Below are 17,151 nucleotides of genomic sequence, written 5' to 3' on the forward strand. Positions count from 1 at the left end.
CATAATTGTATTCAATCGAAACTGTGCGTCGGGCCACCCCTCACTCGCCGGTTCGAACCCATTGGCACCCGTCGAAAGTAGCTGCACTGATGACCCCCTTCACTACGCCCGACTCCTTCACCACGCGCCCCACCCTGCGCGGTTCCTTCGGGATGAGCGCCTCGACCCACTGGCTGGCAACGGCGTCAGCGCAGGCGGTCCTGGAGCGCGGCGGCAACGCCTTCGATGCCGCGGTCGCCGGAGCGTTCGTACTTCACATCGTGGAGCCCCACCTCAACGGACCCGGCGGCGACATGACCGGCGTCTTCGCGACGGCGGAGAACCCGTCCAAGCCCGTTGTTCTGATGGGCCAGGGTCCGGCACCGGCTGCCGCAACCCGCGAACACTACCTCGCCGAGGGCCTGGAACTGGTGCCCGGCGCCGGTGCGCTCGCCGCCGCCGTTCCCGCCGCCGTCGACGCCTGGCTTCTGCTGCTGCGCGACCACGGGACGTGGGAGCTGGGCGATGCTCTCGCTTTCGCGATCGGCTATGCCCGGAACGGACACCCGATCGTTGGCCGCGTAGGTGCAACGATCAACGCCGTGAAAGACCTCTTCAGCGAGCACTGGCCAACATCGGCGGCCCTATGGATGCCGGAGGGCAGGATCCCGGCTGACGGGGAGGTCGTTAAGAACGAGGCATACGCCGCCGTCCTCGACCGGTTGGTCGCGGCGGGATCCCAGTCGGCGCCCCGCGAGGAGCGCATCGATGCCGCCCGCCGCGAGTGGCGGACGGGCTTCGTTGCCCAGGCCGCCGTGGAATTCATCAAGACCCCGCACCGGCACTCTTCTGGACAGGATCATGCCGGGGTGATGAGCCTTGAGGACTTCGCCGGTTTCGAGGCCGGTTACGAGGAACCCACCACCCTCGAGTTCCGCGGGTACACCATTGCCAAGACCGGCCCGTGGGGCCAGGGCCCAGCGCTCCTGCAGACACTCGCCATCCTTGACGGGTTCGACGACGATCGTTTGGATCCCTCCACCGCGCTCGGCGCGCACACCATCCTCGAAGCGCAGAAGCTCGCGATCGCCGACCGAGAGGCGTACTACGGCGACGCCTCCGTGCCGATGGACTATCTGCTGTCCGAGGAGTATGCCACCGAACGCCGTGCGCTGATCAGCGATCAGGCATCCACCGATTTCCGGCCCGGCACGGTCCCTGGCCACACGCCGTTCACCCCGCCGCTGCGCACCGAGTACACGCCGCCCGCGCTCGCCGGGAAGGACGGCTTCGCGGGAGTGGGGGAGCCCACAGTTTCCCGCAGCGGTGAGACCCGCGGCGACACCTGCCACATCGACGTCGTGGACCAGTGGGGGAACATGGTCTCCGCGACGCCTTCGGGCGGTTGGCTGCAGTCTTCGCCGACCATCCCCGAACTCGGGTTCTGTCTCGGCTCCCGGCTGCAGATGACGTGGCTCGAGGAGGGGGCGCCGTCGTCGTTGGAACCGGGGAAGCGCCCGCGCACCACCCTCACGCCAACCCTGATCCTGAAGGACGGAAAGCCGGTAGTTGCGCTCGGTTCACCTGGCGGCGACCAGCAGGACCAGTGGCAGCTGCTCTACATCCTGCGCACGATCGTCGGCGGTTACACCCCACAGCAGGCCATCGACGCACCGTCACTGCACACGACGTCGATACCCGGCTCGTTCTTCCCCCGTACCTGGGAGCCCGGCGGCGCCGTCGTCGAGGACCGCCTGGGAGAGGACGTCCTCGCGGACCTCGAGAAGCGCGGACACATCCTCACGCGGGCAGGGGACTGGGCACTCGGACGCCTGTCCTGCGTTGTCAGCGACCCATCCACCGGCGTCCTCATGGCCGCCGCGAACCCCCGAGGAGTGCAGGGTTATGCAGCAGGACGCTAGCGAGGATGCCCCGCCGAAGCAACGTGTCCAGGATGAGATCCGCAAGGACATCATTCTCGGCGCGCTGCCTCCGGGCACCCGCGTGACCGAGACCGCGCTTGCCTCCAAGTACGGGATTTCGCGGGTACCGGTCCGGGAGGCGCTGCGGGCGCTGGAGGCTGAGGGTTTCGTGGAGTCCAAGCCCTATGCCGGGTCCACGGTGTCGAAAATCCCGGTCGACGACGCCGATGACCTCTTCTTCGTGCGTGAGGCCCTGGAATCGGCGACGGCCCGGCGGGCTGCACGACGGGCTGCAGCCCAGTTCGACTCCGGTGCACCGAGCGTCGAGTGGTGGCAGGCCCGGAAGGTGCTGGCGGGCGTGCTCGATGAGGGGGACGCCGCCGTCGCGCAGAACCGTCTGGACCTGCTCCCCGAACTCAACATGCGCTTCCACCTGGGTGTGGCGGAACTGAGTGGAAGTTCCTCCCTGACTGCGTTGCTGCGCCAGATCTCGGGGAAGATTGAATGGCTCTACGCGACGGACGTGAATACCCGCGGCAAGGAATCCTGGACCGAACACCGGAGCATCATGGCCGCGATCGACGCCGGGAACGCCGCCGAGGCCGAGAAGCTGATGGCCGGCCATGTGCACCAGTCGCGCCAGGGCTACCTGTCCCGGTTCGCCTCCGACCCTGTCTAGAGGAACGGACGCAGGGGTGCGAGGATCGCCTCGCTGACCCGCGCGACGATGTGGCGGCCTTCCCACTCCTCGAGGGAGAGCTCGCGGCAGTTGCTGCTGTCGATCTCGTAGATGCGTTCCATGTTGGCGGCGAGGTCCTCGTCGAACATCTCGATGTTGATCTCGTAGTTCCCGGTCAGGCTGAGCCGGTCGATGTTCGCGGTTCCTACGGTTGACCATTGGCCGTCAACGGTGGCGGTTTTCGCGTGGATCATAGCGTTCTGGTAGAGCAGGATCTTCACCCCATCGCGCAGGAGCGCGGAGTAGAAGCCGCGGGACAGCCAGTCGGAGACCACGTGATTGGAATCTTCCGGAAGGATCACCCGGACGTCCACGCCGCGCTTGCTTGCCCGGAGCAGTGCCTCTAGAATCTGCTGGTCCGGAATGAAATATGCGGTGGTGATGTAGATATGGCTGTGCGCCCGGTTGATCGCATCGAGGTAGACGCCGCGGATGGGGAACACCAGGTTCGCGGGGATGTTGTTGACCGCGCGGAGCCGCGGCTCCCAGAATTCGGCGCTGGTTTCAGGCAGCGGCCGGTGACGCTGGGCGGGAGCCGAGTTCCAGAACGAGGCGAACGCCTGCCGTAGCTCCCACACGGACTGCCCCTCGATTTTCAGGTGCGTATCCCGCCACTTCGAGGCGTACAGGGAGCCGATGTTGTAGCCGCCGACAAACCCGATCGAATCGTCCACCACCATGATCTTGCGGTGATCGAACCCGGTTCCGCGGATGTTCGTGAACAGGATCGACGGACGGATGACCGGGAAGCGGAAGACCTCCACGTCCGGGTGGAAGCGGTAAAAGGTCGGCGGGACCACCAGGTTCGCGAAGCCGTCGTAAATCACGTAGACCTTCACGCCACGGGCGGCCGCCTCGTTCAGGGCATCCTTGAACTGCCGGCCGATCGCGTCGCCCTTCCAGATGTACGTCTCCAGCATGACGGTGTGCCGGGCGTTCCGGATGGTGGAGAGCATCTCCTCGTAGAGATCGTGTCCGTAGGTGTAGACGGTGGTAGCGGATTGGGCCACTGCCGATTCGAAAATCCCCGGGTGCGGGAAGCCCGGACGCTTGCTGCGCAACTTCTTCTGCACCGAGTCCACCAGCACGATGGCGGCGATCACCAGCGCCTGCACGGCAGCGAACGCCATGACACCCCGCATGACGAGGGACCGGGTCAGGGCGAAGAGGTGCAGTCGTCGAAGCGTGCGCATGACAAGAGCGTAGTCGGTACTTCGCCCACCAGCGTCAGGGTTGGGACCGCACCTGCGCGGGCGGATTGTGTCCGGGGCAGATCCAGCGCACTGAGCCGCTGTCTATCCGGCGCTGCAGTTCAGCCGTGGTCCGTGCTGCGACCATATTGTCGCTGTTCAGGGCGCTGAAAAAGCGTTTGATACCGCCGTCGCGGTCAACCCGGACAGCATCCCCGCTGAACAGGACATCCCCGAACCGATAGGCGACGTGACCCGGTGTATGTCCGGGCGTTGGGAAGGTGGTGACGCCCTCGAACAGTTCGCGCTCGCCGTCGAGCTCGGTCACCGACCCGGGAAAGCTGGCTGGTATCAGGCGGAACAAGACGCGGCGCACCCGGGTGGGCGGTGGAACATCACGTCGCAGGATGGCGGCATCCGCGACGCCGAGCCATACCGTTGCACCCAGCTCGCGCTGAAGGCGGCGGACCGACTGCGTGTGGTCGCCGTCGTAATGGGTCAACAGGATGTGGGTGACCGGCCCGACAACAGGCGCGGCATCGCGTAACTCGCGCAGCACGGCGTCGTGCCCGTTTGCAAGGCCCGGATCGACGACGGCGGTGTGCCCCGCGGCGCGGATCAGGTAACCGTTGGCTCCCTTGGAGCGCTGCAGTTGGTAGCAGTTCTCGGTGATCGTGCGCATGCCCTAGCGTAGCTCAGGCGGGGTTCGGCGAGTTGGGCTGTGCGGCCACAGCCACAAGCTCCGCCGCAGCCCCGGTGAGGCGCCGCGGTCCCTGCCAGACAGCGGTGAGGGGACGCCGGGCCTGCGGATCCTGCAACGGAACGCTCACCAGTTCGCCGCTCGCGAGCTGGCCGGCGAGGGCAAGCCTGCTGAGCACAGCAGGCCCCGCCCCGGAAGCCACGGCCACCCTGACCGCAGCGTTGCTGCCCAGCACCTGCAGGGGCTCAACCGGATGCAGGCCGGCAAGGATCTCCTGCAGGGCCTCACGGGTTCCTGAGCCTTGTTCACGTACCACCAGCGCGGTCTGAGACAGTTCCTCCAGGCTCACGCCGCCGGCGCGGCCGGACCACTCATGGCCGGGGGCGACAACCACCACGAGTTCGTCCTGCTGTACCACCATCGAGTTCAGCCGATCCGGCACGTGCGGCGTCTCGACGAACCCCACCTGAAGCGAACCGTTGCGGACTTCTTCAAGCACCTGCGCGGAATTGAGGACGCGCAGGTCCACCCGCACGGGACCCACCCGCCGCCGCAGCCCGGTCAGCCAGGCGGGCAGCAGGTGCTCCGCGATCGTCATGCTGGCACCGATCTTGAGTTCCGGTGCCTCAGTGCTCCCAGCATCCCGCATCCAGTCGTTGAATTGGCGCGCGGAATTCAGGACAGCACGCGACTGTTCGGCGAACAGCAGCCCCGTTGCCGTGGGCGTCGAGCCGCGCGGACTCCGGTTGACGAGCGCCGTTCCCGCGGACAGTTCCAGCTCCGCGACGAGGCGGCTCGCGTTGGGCTGCGCGATACCCACCTTCCGGGCTCCGGCGCCCACGCTTCCCTCGTCGACGACGGCGACGAACAGCTCCAGCGCTCTGAGGTTCGGCCACCGCTCACTCATATGGAAAGCATATGCCTCCATGCGAAATTGACGGCTACCGGGCCCGCGCAGCCGATGAAAGCATCGAAGCAATGTATACGTACGCTCAAGCGAGCCGACTCCGCAGCCACGCACCCGGACTGCTGCTCTGCGCAGCGGCAGTGGTGATTGCGCTGAGCGTGCAGCTGCTACTGCCGGGCGTCAGTCCGTTGATCGTCGCGATCGTACTGGGCATCGTCGTCACCAATACCGTCACGCTTCCGGCGTCGACGGCGCCGGGTCTCGCCGTCGCTTCCCGGCGGTTGCTACGACTGGGCATCGTGTTCCTGGGCCTGCAGCTTGTGCTGGACGACATCCTCTCACTCGGTGCGCCCATGCTGGCGGTTGTCGTCTGCGTTGTGTTCGGTGGAATCTTCGGCACACTCCTCATGGGCAGGCTGCTCCGGATGCGTCCCGCGCAGGTCCTGCTGATCGCCTGCGGCTTCTCCATCTGCGGCGCCGCTGCCGTGGCGGCTGTTGAAGGTGCCACCGACGCTGAGGAAGAGGACGTTGTCACCGCCGTCGCGCTCGTGGTCATCTTCGGCACGCTTCTGATTCCGCTGATTCCGCTGGCTGGACAGCTGCTCGACCTGGGACCGGAACTCACCGGGTTGTGGGCTGGCGCGTCCGTCCACGAGGTAGCGCAGGTGGTCGCAACCGGAGGGTTGATCGGCGGTGGTGCCCTGAGCGCGGCTGTCCTGGTGAAGCTCGCCCGCGTCCTTCTGCTCGCCCCCGTGGTCACAGTCCTGAGCGTCCGGCAGCGTGTCCGTCAGCGCCGCTCCGGGCCTGCGGATTCACATGCCGCCCGCCCGCCGATTGTCCCGCTGTTCATCCTCGGATTCCTGGTCATGGTCGCGGCTCGTTCATTCCTCGACGTGTCGGGCACCGTACTGGCTTTCGGAAACCTGGCTCAGACCGCCCTGCTGTCCGCGGCGATGTTCGCGCTGGGCTGCGGAGTGCGGCTGGCCAACCTTCGGCGCGTCGGCGTGCGCCCGTTCATCCTCGCTGCTGCCTCAACCCTCCTGGTCGCCGCTATCGCGCTCGCCGGAATCGGTCTGGTCCAGAGCTAGTCGTCCTCGCGCTTCTCGCGTTCCTTTGCCTCATCTTCCGCCTGATCCCGCGCTTCTTCGGCCTCCTCCTCGGAGCGCTCGCTGTCCTCTTCCTCGCCGTCCGCCCGGTCATCGGGTGTGACCTGCTTCGGGGGTGACACGGGTGGATCGGAGTCTACCGGCGCAGGATCAGGCCCGACCGACGACGACGGCCCGGGTGCCGGGGGCACAGTCTCCGTTTGTTCCACGGGCGTCAGAGATGCCACAAAGGAGTCGATGCCCGCCTCGATCCTGTCCGCACGGCCCGCCGTGACGGTACCGGCTGCAGCTGCCGCCTGCACATCCGCCTTCAGCGCCGCGGCCTCTTCCAGCGCCCGCTCCGTCTGGCCATCCTGCGTGAGGGTGGCCAGCGTCCGCACCTGTTGCTGGAACGACTCCGCAACGTCCGGCTCCATCGAAGTCGGGCCTCCGCAGGCGCCGAGAGCAGGTAAGGCTATGGCTAGCAGGAGGACCCACCGTTGTGGTCTCATGGCTGCACACTTTCGTAGAGTTCGGACAGACGCTCGCCGGGCTCTCCCGGCACGGATGGTAACGGCTCGAGTTGCGAAGCCTGGCCAAGTAGGTTCACCAGAACCACCGCCGCGGCCACCAGGACAAGAACAACGACGACGGCGCCCGCCAGCAGCGCGCGGTGCTGGCGGCCCGCGCGGGGAGCCTTCGGCGTCGAGGCGCGTCGATCCGGCTTGTCCGTGAGTCCCGGTGCCGCCGCCGGGGCCTGTCGTTTCGGCTGTTTCCTCGGATGAGCCGCTGGTTCGGCTGGTGCCGGGTCCAACCGTTCGTCGTCGTCGTTGACACCCAGCACGAAGTTCCGGCGGGTCGGTTCCGGGTCCGGCTGGGCGATCACGGTTGCAGGGCGTCCTTCGGAGAGCAGCCGCTCACGCTCGGCCACGATCATGTGGGCGACCTCGGCGGACGTCGGGCGTTCAACCGGATCGCTAGCGGTCATCCGGGTGATCAGGCGCCGCCAGACGGGGTTGACCGAGGGTGGGATCTCGGGGGAGCGGTGCAGCCGGGCGAGGGCCGTTTCGAGGCCGCGGCCGGGGAAGGCTGCCTCTCCGGTCAAACACTCCAGGAGCACCAGGCCGAGGGAGTAGACGTCGCTGGCCGGACTCACTGTGTCACCGCGCGCCTGCTCGGGGCTGAAGTAGGCGGCGGTACCGATGGTTTCCCCGGTGGCCGTCAGCCGGGCGCTGTCCGCCCGGCGCGCGATCCCGAAATCGGTCAGCACGTAGCCGAACTGGCCGGAATGGGGATCCGCGTCACGGGTAAGAATATTGGAGGGTTTGACGTCCCGGTGGGTGATTCTGCGGCCATGTACGTAGGCCAGCGTGCGGGCGACATCGTGCCCTATGGTTCGCGCCTGCCCAAGCGCCAGAGGTCCCGCGTACAACAGGTGGTGCAGGTCCGGCCCGTCAATGAGGTCCATGACCACCCAGCCGAACTGTGCGGAACGGCCGACGTCGTGCACCTTTACCAGGCCCGGATGGTCCAGGCTCGCAAGAAGCTGGGCTTCGGTGCGCTCACGGTCCGACAGGCGGCCCTCGGAATGACTGCGGAAAAGTTTGACGGCGACCTCGCGGCCAAGGAGCTTATCAAGGCAGCGGCGCACCTCGGCCATCCCACCGGTACCGAGGAGGTCGCCCACCTCGTAACGGCCGTCGCCGAGGATCTGCCCGCGGGCGTCTCCGGGTAAGCCCGGAATGCCGGTGGATCCGGGTTGCAAAGAGTTCGCGACCGGTGCCCGGCCCGGCGGAGGGGGAAGCTGCATTGGGCACCTCCTCAAGCGCTCGCCGTCGTCGTACTTCCATGAAAGCTCACGCCGCGCTGCTACTCAAGGCATACGCCCGAGTTCTCACGACATTCTCATCCGGCAGCGCATGGAACTTAGACGCAATCGAGGGGCCACATATAACCGCGAGATCGAGGCAGAACGGTTATAAGTGGCCCCTCGATGAGGACTGAATCAGCCCATGAAGCCGCCCAGCTTGCCCATGAGGTCCTGCGGGTTGATCCCGAGCTTGCTCAGCAGGCCGGAATCGCGGTCGGTGTCCACCTGGTCGGGGAGCTCCTTGTCGGCCTGGTCGGCCTTGTCGTTATCGCCCTGGTTCTTCAGGAGGTCGATGATCTGCTGCTTGTCGATGTTCATGGTTTCTCCTTGTTGTGTTGGGTTAGCGGAGTTGTGTTGGGTTAGCGGAAGCGCGGAGCGTCCGGTTCGTCCGGCCGGTTTACCTGCGTGCTGCCTGAGGCGTCATGGGTTTGGGTGCGTGCTTTCGCCTCATGAGTGGCGCCCTTGAGCTGTTCAGATGCCGACGGCGATGACTGGGCTTCCGCCTTCATCCTCGGCGCTTCCGCCTCGGCCCTGTTGAGGTAGTGCTCCCAGCGCTGCGACATCGGCTTGATCAGCCCGCCGCCCACGCCGACGACAATGACGCCGACAATCGCTGTGAGGACCGCGATGAGGATCGGTGTGGTCACCGTCGTCGCAATTTCCACCTGGTTCAGGGCCGCGATGATGCCGATGCCCAGAATGAAGATGCTCGCGATGTTCGCCAGGATTTTCCCGTAGGAAAGGCCGCCCAGGGAGCCCTGGATCAGGCTCTTGACTCCTGCGGCGATCGCGGCGCTGATGATCACGATGATGATCGCAACGATGATCTTCGGCAGGAAGGCGATGATTCCTTCGAGCAGGTCGCTGACCGGGTTGGGCCCGAACACTCCGAAAGCAAACTGGAGGACGAACAGGACCAGCGCGTAGTAGACGATTTTGGCGATGATGTCACTGGCATCCAGCGACGACTTGGCGAGGGCCTTCTTTACTCCGCCCCGCTCCACGAGCCGGTCGAAACCGACGCGCTCAAGCAGCTTGTCCAGCGCCTTGGAGATCGCCTTGGCCACCAGGAGCCCGACGATCAGTATGACGAGGAACAACAGCAGTTTGGGCACGAAATCTATGACTGACGCGAGCCCGTTTCTCAGTGTTTCTTCCATCGGAACCTCCATTTGCTTGGCTGCACGAAGTTGTCCGGTCGGCGAAGCGTGTGGGGCCGCGCCGCACTGCACGGTTCAACAGTAGGCACAAAGGAGGCGGATGGGAAGCATACTTATCTTTTTTAGGTGGAGGTCGGTGCACACGTTGTCGCTCGGACAATCAACTCCGGCTGTACCAGTTCCGGAGCCGAGTCCCGTTCAGGGTCGCTGATCTGGCGCAGCAGGTGCGCAACCGCCCGCCGCCCTGTCTCCTCGAAGGACTGCCGCACCGTAGTCAACGGGGGGTTGCTGTAGGCAGCGAGCGCGATGTCATCGATGCCCACCACGGAGACGTCCTCCGGCACGCGACGGCCCAGTTCGGTGAGCGCGCGGATCAAACCGAATGCCATCTCGTCGCTCGCCACGAGGACCGCCGTGACCTCCGGCATCCGCCCGAGGAGCAGGCCGTTCCGGTAGCCGGCCTCCGGTGTCCAGTCGCCGTGAAGCTCGGGCGGAACGTCGCGGCCGGCGTCCTCAAGGGCCTGCTTCCAGCCGATCACCCGGGTGGCGGAGTCGGACCACTCCGACGGGCCTGCCAGGTGCCACACCGTCCGGTGCCCGAGGTTCAGGAGGTGTTCCGTTGCCAGGCGTGCGGCGATCGCCTGGTCAACAGCGACGACGTCGGCGGCGGAGGTCCGCGAACCGTCCACCACCACTGTGGGTACGCGCCGCGTCAGCTGCTCCAGCGGCTCGTCGACGTCGATGAGCGGAACCGCGATGACGAGTCCGTCCACGCCCTGATCCACCAGGCGCGAGATGGAGGCGCCGATCGCGGGGGAGGCGAGCGACGCCGTCGTCGACGTATTGACGGTGTAGCCGGATCGCCTGGCCTCGTGCTCAATCCCCAGGGCGAGAGAAGCGCGTGAGTAGAAGCTGGTGGCGAGGGTGACCACGCCGAGGGTGTTGCTTCGCCCGGTTACGAGTGCCCGCGCGGTGTTGTTCCTCCGGTAACCGAGCTTGTTGGCGGCAGCAAGTACGCGTGCGCGGGTATCCGGCTGCACGTGCGGATGGTCGCTGAGTACGCGCGAAACCGTCTGCGCCGAGACCTGGGCGGCCTGGGCGACCTCGCGCATTGACGGGGATCGGCGGGTCTCGATGGTCATGTACTTCCTCCGGGCGAATGTTACGTATGGTGTCTGTAACATCGTAACTTCCCCCGGACGCGTGCGATGCCCCCATTGAGGTCATCAGGTGTTATCCGTAACATAGAGGAGTGACCCTGCTTCAGAATGATTTTCGCCCCGGAACTGAACCCGCGGGTGCCGCGCTGACGTTCGCCGACTCCCAACTGGCCCGACACGGACAGCCGCACCGCATCCTTTCCGGCTCCGTTCACTACTTCCGCGTCCATCCGTACCAATGGCGCGACCGCCTGGAGAAAATCAAGGCACTCGGGCTCAACACGGTGGACACCTACGTTGCGTGGAACTTCCATCAGCGCAAGCCCGGGCCTCCGGACTTCACGGGCTGGCGGGACCTCGGGGCGTTCATCGACCTTGCGGCGGAGCTCGGGCTGGACGCAATTGTGCGTCCCGGCCCGTACATCTGCGCCGAGTGGGATAACGGCGGATTCCCAGCATGGCTCACCGGCGTTCCCGGGATCTCGCTGCGATCGAGTGACAGGCGCTACCTTGAGCCCCTAGCCGAGTGGTTCGATGAGCTGATGCCCATCATTGAACGACGGCAGGCTGTTCACGGGGGTCCCGTGGTGGCGGTGCAGCTCGAGAACGAGTACGGCAGCTATGGCGATGACACCGCGTACCTCGCCTGGCTGCGCGATGCGCTGACGTCCCGCGGGATCGTTGAGCTCATCTACACCGCGGACGGTCCAACCGAACTCATGCTCGACGGCGGAACCCTCGAGGGCACCATGGCGGCCGCGACCTTCGGCAGCGGTGCGCATGACGCCGCCGAACTCCTCCGTACCCGCCGCAACTCAGAACCGTTCCTGTGCGCCGAATTCTGGAACGGCTGGTTTGACCACTGGGGCGAAAAACACCACACACGCACGCCCGAAAGCGCGGCGTCCGGGGTCGCGGAAATCCTCGCCGAGAACGGCTCCGTCAGCCTCTACATGGCTCACGGCGGCAGCAACTTCGGCCTCTGGGCCGGAGCAAACCATGCCGACGGGGTTCTTCAGCCCACGGTGCAGAGCTACGACTCCGACGCGCCTATCGCCGAAGACGGCGCACTCACTGAGAAGTTCCACACGATCCGCGCGGCACTGCACAGTCACGAGAACGACGACGACGGCGCGCTGCCCGTTGCTGCACTGCCCGCTGCAGCGCGCCGGTTGGCTCCCGCACGGCTGGCGATGAACCACCGGGCAGGCCTGCTTGAGACCTTGCGAGAACTCGCGGCGCCCGTCCGCTCGGCATCGCCGCTCACTTTCGAGGAATTGGGCCTTGATGCCGGCCTGGTTCTCTACCGGTCCACGCCAATGCTTCCGCGCGGCGAATCGCGTATCAGCGTATTGGGCTTGCACGACAGGGCCCAGGTCTTCCTCGACGGGGAGCCACTGGGAGTGCTGGACCGCGGGACCGGGGAAGGCGGCCTCGCCGTCGTCGGGCAGGGAAAGCGCGTGACGCTCGAAATCCTGGTCGAGAATCAGGGCCGCATCAACTACGGGCCGTACCTTGGCGAGCATAAAGGCATCTTGCAGGGGGTGACCGTTGGGCGGCGGCTGATTCATGGCTGGGAGCAGATTGCGGTTGACCTTGAGGGATTCGACCCGGCAAGCCTGGCTGACGGTCCCGTTGACGGCAGCGCCAGCGGTTTCTTCGAGACCTCCTTTGAATGCACGGATCCCGCGGACACCTTCCTCGCGCTTCCGGGGTTCGTGAAGGGGTTCGTCTGGATCAACGGATTCCTGCTCGGACGCTACTGGGAGGTTGGGCCGCAAGCAACGTACTACGTCCCAGGCCCGCTGCTGCAGGCCGGACTCAACCGCATAGTAGTCCTGGAGCTTCAGCAATGTGGAACGCACGCTGAGCTGCGGGAAGAACCGGACCTGGGATCGAGCGAACAGTACATCGAGTCGTTCTGACTGTCGCCAATCCCGCTGCATCCTCTTGTGTGACGTGTCCAACAGTGGAATAGTGATTCATGTTATCCATAACACTGCCGCTCTGGGAGCCCGAAGATGGGCGTGGCAGGAATTCAGCGGACCAGCAAGAGGAGAAAGATGAGCAGCTCATCACAGCGCCTGCGGCGTGCGGGCAGCCTGTCAGTGATAGGGGTGGTGGCGGCGTCAGCCCTCACCCCGCTGGCAGCACTTCCCGCCGTCGCACAGGAGGCGGGGAACACACAGATCATTACGTCGCAGGAACTGGCAGTAACCGTTTCTTCGGAATTTCCGCAGGTGGTCTCTTACGAGCATCTGGCGACTGACGCAGTCCTGGGTGGCAATGCCGACACCCTGGAAGCCGTGACCATTAACGGGGAAGCCCAGCCGGCCGACGTCGTCGTGCAGGAAGACGGCGACGCCGCCGTCAACTACACCCTGACTTTCCCCGGCATCGAGGGCGCTGAACTCGACGCGCGAATCAGCGTGGAGCAGAGCGTTGTGACGTTTGAGGTCACCGGAATCACCGACGGCACTGATACCCAGATCCGCACCATCCAGATCCCCGGCCACGAGCTGGTGAGTGTTTCCTCTGCGCAGAGCGGCGCACAGGTTTCCACGGCCAACATTTCGGTGGACCGGGGTGTCAGCGGTGACACCTTTACGCCGATCACTGACGCAACCCCGATCGACGCGCAGCCCAAGGGATCCGCCTTCGCTATCGCCAACACATCGGAGCTTGCAGCAGCGTTGGAATCCAACTCGCTGTATGACACATCCTCCGGTCCGGGCTTCCGCGACCAGGGCCGCTTCTGGCGGCAGGCGGAACAGGACGGGGAGAACGTCCGCATGGGCATCTCCAGCGGGCAGTGGCTGTACCGCGCCAATGAGTCCACCGAAACCGAAGAGCTTCCCTGGACCAGGATCGCGATCACCCCGGACGCGAACGACGACGGCGCGGTTGACTGGCAGGACGGCGCCATCGCCCTGCGGAACAACATCGCAGTGATGCCCTACAAGGGTGAGCAGGTTCCCGACAAGGTGGTCCACCGCATCCCCTTCAACTTTGCATCGCAGGCCACGCACCCGTTCCTGCGCACCCTGGATGACACGAAGCGTATTGCGCTTGCCACCGACGGCCTGGGTCAGAGCGCACTGCTGAAGGGCTTCGGCAGTGAGGGCCACGACTCCGCGAACACCGACTTCGCCGACAACTACAACACCCGTGCAGGCGGGCTCGAGGACCTGAACAAGCTCCTTGAGGAGGGCGAGAAGTGGAACGCCTCCTTCGGTATCCACATCAACCAGACCGAGGCCTACCCGGAATCCCTGTTCTTTGACACCGAGATGATCGATCCGAATGCCAAGGGATGGAACTGGCTGGACCAGTCCTACTACATCGACCAGCGCCAGGACATCCTCTCGGGCTACCTTGCAGAGCGGATCGGGAAATTCCGCGACCAGACACACGAGAACCTCGACTGGGTCTACGTGGACGTCTTCTACCAGTTCGGCTGGCTCGCCGACCGGATGCAGGACGAACTGATCAAGAACGGCTTCCGGGTCTCCTCCGAGTGGTCCGACAAACTCTTCCGCAACAACACCTGGGCGCACTGGGCTACCGACGAGAACTACGGCGGTTCCACCAACAAGGGCGTGAACTCGAACATCATCCGGTTCGTGCAGAACTCGCACAAGGACACCTGGAACCCGCACCCGCTGCTCGGCAACGCGAACATCGTGGAATGGGAAGGCTGGACCGGAGAGAACAATTACGAGGCGTTCTACGAGAACATCTGGGTGAAGAACCTGCCGGCCAAGTTCCTGCAGCAGGAGGAAATCCTGAAGTGGGAGCAGAACCGGATTGACCTCACCGGCGACCTCTCGGTGACCGGCACCTCAGCCGAGGACCGGGTCATCACCGTGGGCGGCGCTGAAGTGCTCCGCGGAGATACCTACCTCCTCCCGTGGGCCAGCGACGGGGACGAATCGAAGCAGCAGAAGCTTTACCACTACAACCCGGCCGGCGGCACCACCACGTGGCAGCTTCCGGACACCTTCCGCCAGAGTGGTGCCTACAAACTGTTCAAGCTCACTGACAATGGCCGCGTTGAGGTTGCGGCTCCGAAGGTGACCAAGGGTGAAGTGACCATCGAGGCCGAAGCTGGACAGCCTTACGTGCTGGTGCACGACAAGCGCCCCGTGCTGCCGCGCAATGCTGAATTCGGTGAGGGTACGCCGGTCCAGGATCCAGGGTTCAACGCCGCAAACCTGGACGCCTGGAGCCCGCAGGGTTCGGTGGAAATCGAACGCAACGATCTCGGCCACCGCTACGCCGTGCTCGGCGCGGGTGCTTCCTCGATCAGCCAGAAGCTTGGCAAGCTCGACGCCGGTACTTACTCCGTGAGTGCGTGGGTGGAGATTGAGCCGGGCCAGGAGCGGGAGGCAACGCTATCGGTCGACGGCGGTGTGGAACCGGCAACGAATACGGTGACCAGCTCCGGAGCGGAAAACTTCATTGCCGCGGACGAGAAGCATGGCACCCACTTCCAGCGCATGCGGGTTCTGATCGATGTTCCCGAGCGCGGTGCAGCTCCCAAGCTCACTATTCAAGCTGCCGACGGCGAAGCGCCCGTGCGCGTGGATGACATCCGCGTGAACAAGACTGAGCGGGTGCCCACCGAAGGCGTTCTGTCCGAGGACTTCGAGAACGTTGACCAGGGCTGGGGACCCTTCGTGAAGGGCAACGCCGGGGGATCGAATGATCCGAGGACGCACCTGTCCGAACTGAACGCTCCGTACACCCAGAAGGGCTGGAACGGTAAGGCAGTTGACGATGTGATCGAGGGCAAGTGGTCGCTGAAGGCACACGAAGAGAACCGCGGTCCCGGCGGCGGTCCCGGGCTTGTGTACCGTACGTCGAACTACACGGTGCCGATGACTCCGGGCCATGAGTACCGGGTGTCCTTCGACTATCAGAACGCCTTGGCTGACCAGTACAACTGGGTCGGCGGGTACGACGGGACGAACGGCGTGGTACAGACCCAGTCGCAGGCGCTTCCACAGGCGCTTGAGACCACGCGGTTCGAGCAGACCATCATTGCCGGCGGCTGCGGTGAGGCGTGGGTTGGCCTGGAACGATCCGGCGGTTCAGCGGGCGCGGACTTCATCCTGGACAACCTGCTCGTCGAGGATCTCGGTCCGGCCGAGTCTATCCCCGCCTGCGCTCAACTTTCCGTTGACATGGTCCCGGATGTGGTGACGCAGAACGCCGAGAACGAATTCACCACGACCTTCACGTCGGACGAACCGGCAGTCATCAACGACGTGGCCGTGAACCTCGACCTTCCCGAGGGCTGGACCGCCGAGGCGGAGACGCCGAATACCGCCGCCACTCTGGCACCGGGCGCTTCGCTGACCACGAAGTGGCAGGTCACCGCACCGGCGAGTGCCGACGGAAACTACACCATCGGTTCCGACGCAACCTACACCACAACCAGCGAACCCGTCGGGGAACGCACGGCACGCGGTGAAGTGAGCGTGTACACGCTGCCGCAGCCGCCGTCGTCAACCGTTTTTGCCAGCGACCACCAGTGGGTCAGCGCATCCAACGGGTGGGGACCGGTTGAGCGGGACCTTTCCAACGGCCCGCAGGGCGAGGGTGACGGTACGCCGCTGACCCTCAACGGAACGGTCTACGAGAAGGGGCTCGGAGCGCATGCCGCGAGCGACATCGAGTACTTCGTTGGTGGCCAGTGCACCCGGTTCACCGCCGACGTAGGCGTCGATGATGCCCAGCCGACACGCGGAACCATCCAGTTCGAGGTATGGGCGGACGGGCGGCGCCTCGCGCAGACTCCGGTGATGCGTCCGGACAGCCAGACTGTTGAGCTCGACGTCGACCTGACCGGTGCCCGCTACGTCAACCTCATCGTCACTACCGCTGGTGACGGCAACGGTAATGATCACGGTGACTGGGCAGACGCGCAGTTCCACTGCGGTGACGAGCCCATCGATCCGAATGAGCCTGAAGTGCCCACGGGTGATGCGTTCGCCAGCGATCTGGACTTCCTGAGCGAAAGCAACGGCTGGGGACCCATTGAGCGGGATCAGTCCAACGGGGAGCAGGGCCGGAACGACGGCTCCCCGCTGACGGTCCGAGGCGAGGTCTTCGAGAAGGGGCTCGGTATGCACGCTGACGCCGCGGCGAAGTTCTTCCTCGGGGGCAACTGCAGCACCTTCACCGCGAATGTCGGCATCGACGATTCGCGGATTCCCAAGGAGAACGGCTCGGTCATCTTCAAGGTGCTGGGTGACGGTGAAGTGCTGGCCGAGACAGAAGTACTGACGTGGGAGTCACCGATCGAGGCACTGAACGTGGACGTGACCGACGTCCAGGAAGTGACGCTTGTGGCTGACCGCAACGCGGACGACGCCGGCGACGATCACGCGGACTGGGGCAACGCGCAGTTCAGCTGTGCCTGACGCGGATCTAT

Annotated in this window: 13 protein-coding genes; 5 read left to right on the plus strand and 8 right to left on the minus strand. The window is 65.1% G+C overall.

Going from position 1 to position 17,151, the window contains the following annotated elements:
• Window positions 1–89 precede the first annotated feature (89 nt).
• A complete protein-coding gene (locus BJ994_RS03350; RefSeq protein WP_167991476.1) occupies window positions 90–1,901 on the plus strand; it encodes a gamma-glutamyltransferase family protein in 1,812 nt (603 codons plus the stop codon).
• A complete protein-coding gene (locus BJ994_RS03355; protein WP_167991478.1) occupies window positions 1,885–2,580 on the plus strand; it encodes a GntR family transcriptional regulator in 696 nt (231 codons plus the stop codon). The genes BJ994_RS03350 and BJ994_RS03355 overlap by 17 nt, the downstream gene beginning before the upstream one ends.
• On the opposite strand, the gene BJ994_RS03360 is transcribed toward BJ994_RS03355, so the two are convergent.
• Genes BJ994_RS03360 through BJ994_RS03370 form a run of 3 tightly spaced genes read right to left on the minus strand, consistent with a single transcriptional unit; the run spans window position 2,577 to window position 5,437 of the window.
• The gene (locus BJ994_RS03360; RefSeq protein WP_342450260.1) at window positions 2,577–3,833 is read right to left on the minus strand and encodes a phospholipase D-like domain-containing protein; all 1,257 of its coding nucleotides are present in this window, start codon (window positions 3,831–3,833) and stop codon (window positions 2,577–2,579) included. The two genes, BJ994_RS03355 and BJ994_RS03360, sit on opposite strands and share 4 nt — an antisense overlap.
• Window positions 3,834–3,867: 34 nt before the next feature.
• Window positions 3,868–4,512 carry an MBL fold metallo-hydrolase gene (locus BJ994_RS03365; RefSeq protein WP_167991481.1) on the minus strand — a complete coding sequence of 215 codons (645 nt, stop codon included), beginning with the start codon at window positions 4,510–4,512 and terminating at the stop codon, window positions 3,868–3,870.
• Between the two features lie 13 nt (window positions 4,513–4,525).
• Window positions 4,526–5,437: a LysR substrate-binding domain-containing protein gene (locus BJ994_RS03370; protein ID WP_167991483.1), complete on the minus strand. Its 912-nt coding sequence runs from the start codon at window positions 5,435–5,437 to the stop codon at window positions 4,526–4,528.
• Between the two features lie 11 nt (window positions 5,438–5,448).
• Here BJ994_RS03370 and BJ994_RS03375 point away from each other — a divergent pair, with 11 nt between their 5' ends.
• A complete protein-coding gene (locus BJ994_RS03375; protein ID WP_245192239.1) occupies window positions 5,449–6,525 on the plus strand; it encodes a YeiH family protein in 1,077 nt (358 codons plus the stop codon).
• Here the strand turns inward: BJ994_RS03375 and BJ994_RS03380 are convergent.
• The 5 genes from BJ994_RS03380 to BJ994_RS03400 form a co-directional block, all read right to left on the minus strand.
• Window positions 6,522–6,959, minus strand: coding sequence for a hypothetical protein (locus BJ994_RS03380; RefSeq protein WP_167991486.1), 438 nt, complete (start codon window positions 6,957–6,959; stop codon window positions 6,522–6,524). The two genes, BJ994_RS03375 and BJ994_RS03380, sit on opposite strands and share 4 nt — an antisense overlap.
• A gap of 71 nt (window positions 6,960–7,030) precedes the next feature.
• Complete coding sequence (locus tag BJ994_RS03385) at window positions 7,031–8,332, minus strand: serine/threonine-protein kinase (RefSeq protein WP_167991489.1); 1,302 nt, start codon at window positions 8,330–8,332, stop codon at window positions 7,031–7,033.
• A 195-nt stretch (window positions 8,333–8,527) separates the two neighbouring features.
• The gene (locus tag BJ994_RS03390) at window positions 8,528–8,710 is read right to left on the minus strand and encodes a hypothetical protein (RefSeq protein ID WP_167991491.1); all 183 of its coding nucleotides are present in this window, start codon (window positions 8,708–8,710) and stop codon (window positions 8,528–8,530) included.
• A gap of 41 nt (window positions 8,711–8,751) precedes the next feature.
• Window positions 8,752–9,552 carry a mechanosensitive ion channel family protein gene (locus tag BJ994_RS03395; RefSeq protein WP_167991494.1) on the minus strand — a complete coding sequence of 267 codons (801 nt, stop codon included), beginning with the start codon at window positions 9,550–9,552 and terminating at the stop codon, window positions 8,752–8,754.
• Window positions 9,553–9,674: 122 nt separating this feature from the next.
• A complete protein-coding gene (locus BJ994_RS03400) occupies window positions 9,675–10,694 on the minus strand; it encodes a LacI family DNA-binding transcriptional regulator (protein WP_245192240.1) in 1,020 nt (339 codons plus the stop codon).
• Between the two features lie 110 nt (window positions 10,695–10,804).
• Between BJ994_RS03400 and BJ994_RS03405 the strand changes: the two genes are divergently transcribed.
• Both BJ994_RS03405 and BJ994_RS03410 read left to right on the plus strand, forming a co-directional pair.
• Window positions 10,805–12,637 (plus strand): glycoside hydrolase family 35 protein, encoded by a 1,833-nt coding sequence (locus BJ994_RS03405; protein WP_342450261.1) that lies wholly within the window; start codon window positions 10,805–10,807, stop codon window positions 12,635–12,637.
• Between the two features lie 138 nt (window positions 12,638–12,775).
• Window positions 12,776–17,140, plus strand: coding sequence for an endo-alpha-N-acetylgalactosaminidase family protein (locus tag BJ994_RS03410; protein WP_167991496.1), 4,365 nt, complete (start codon window positions 12,776–12,778; stop codon window positions 17,138–17,140).
• Window positions 17,141–17,151: the final 11 nt, after the last annotated feature.

It is taken from the genome of Arthrobacter pigmenti, from assembly GCF_011927905.1.
In the GTDB taxonomy this organism is placed as follows: Bacteria; Actinomycetota; Actinomycetes; order Actinomycetales; family Micrococcaceae; genus Arthrobacter_D; species Arthrobacter_D pigmenti.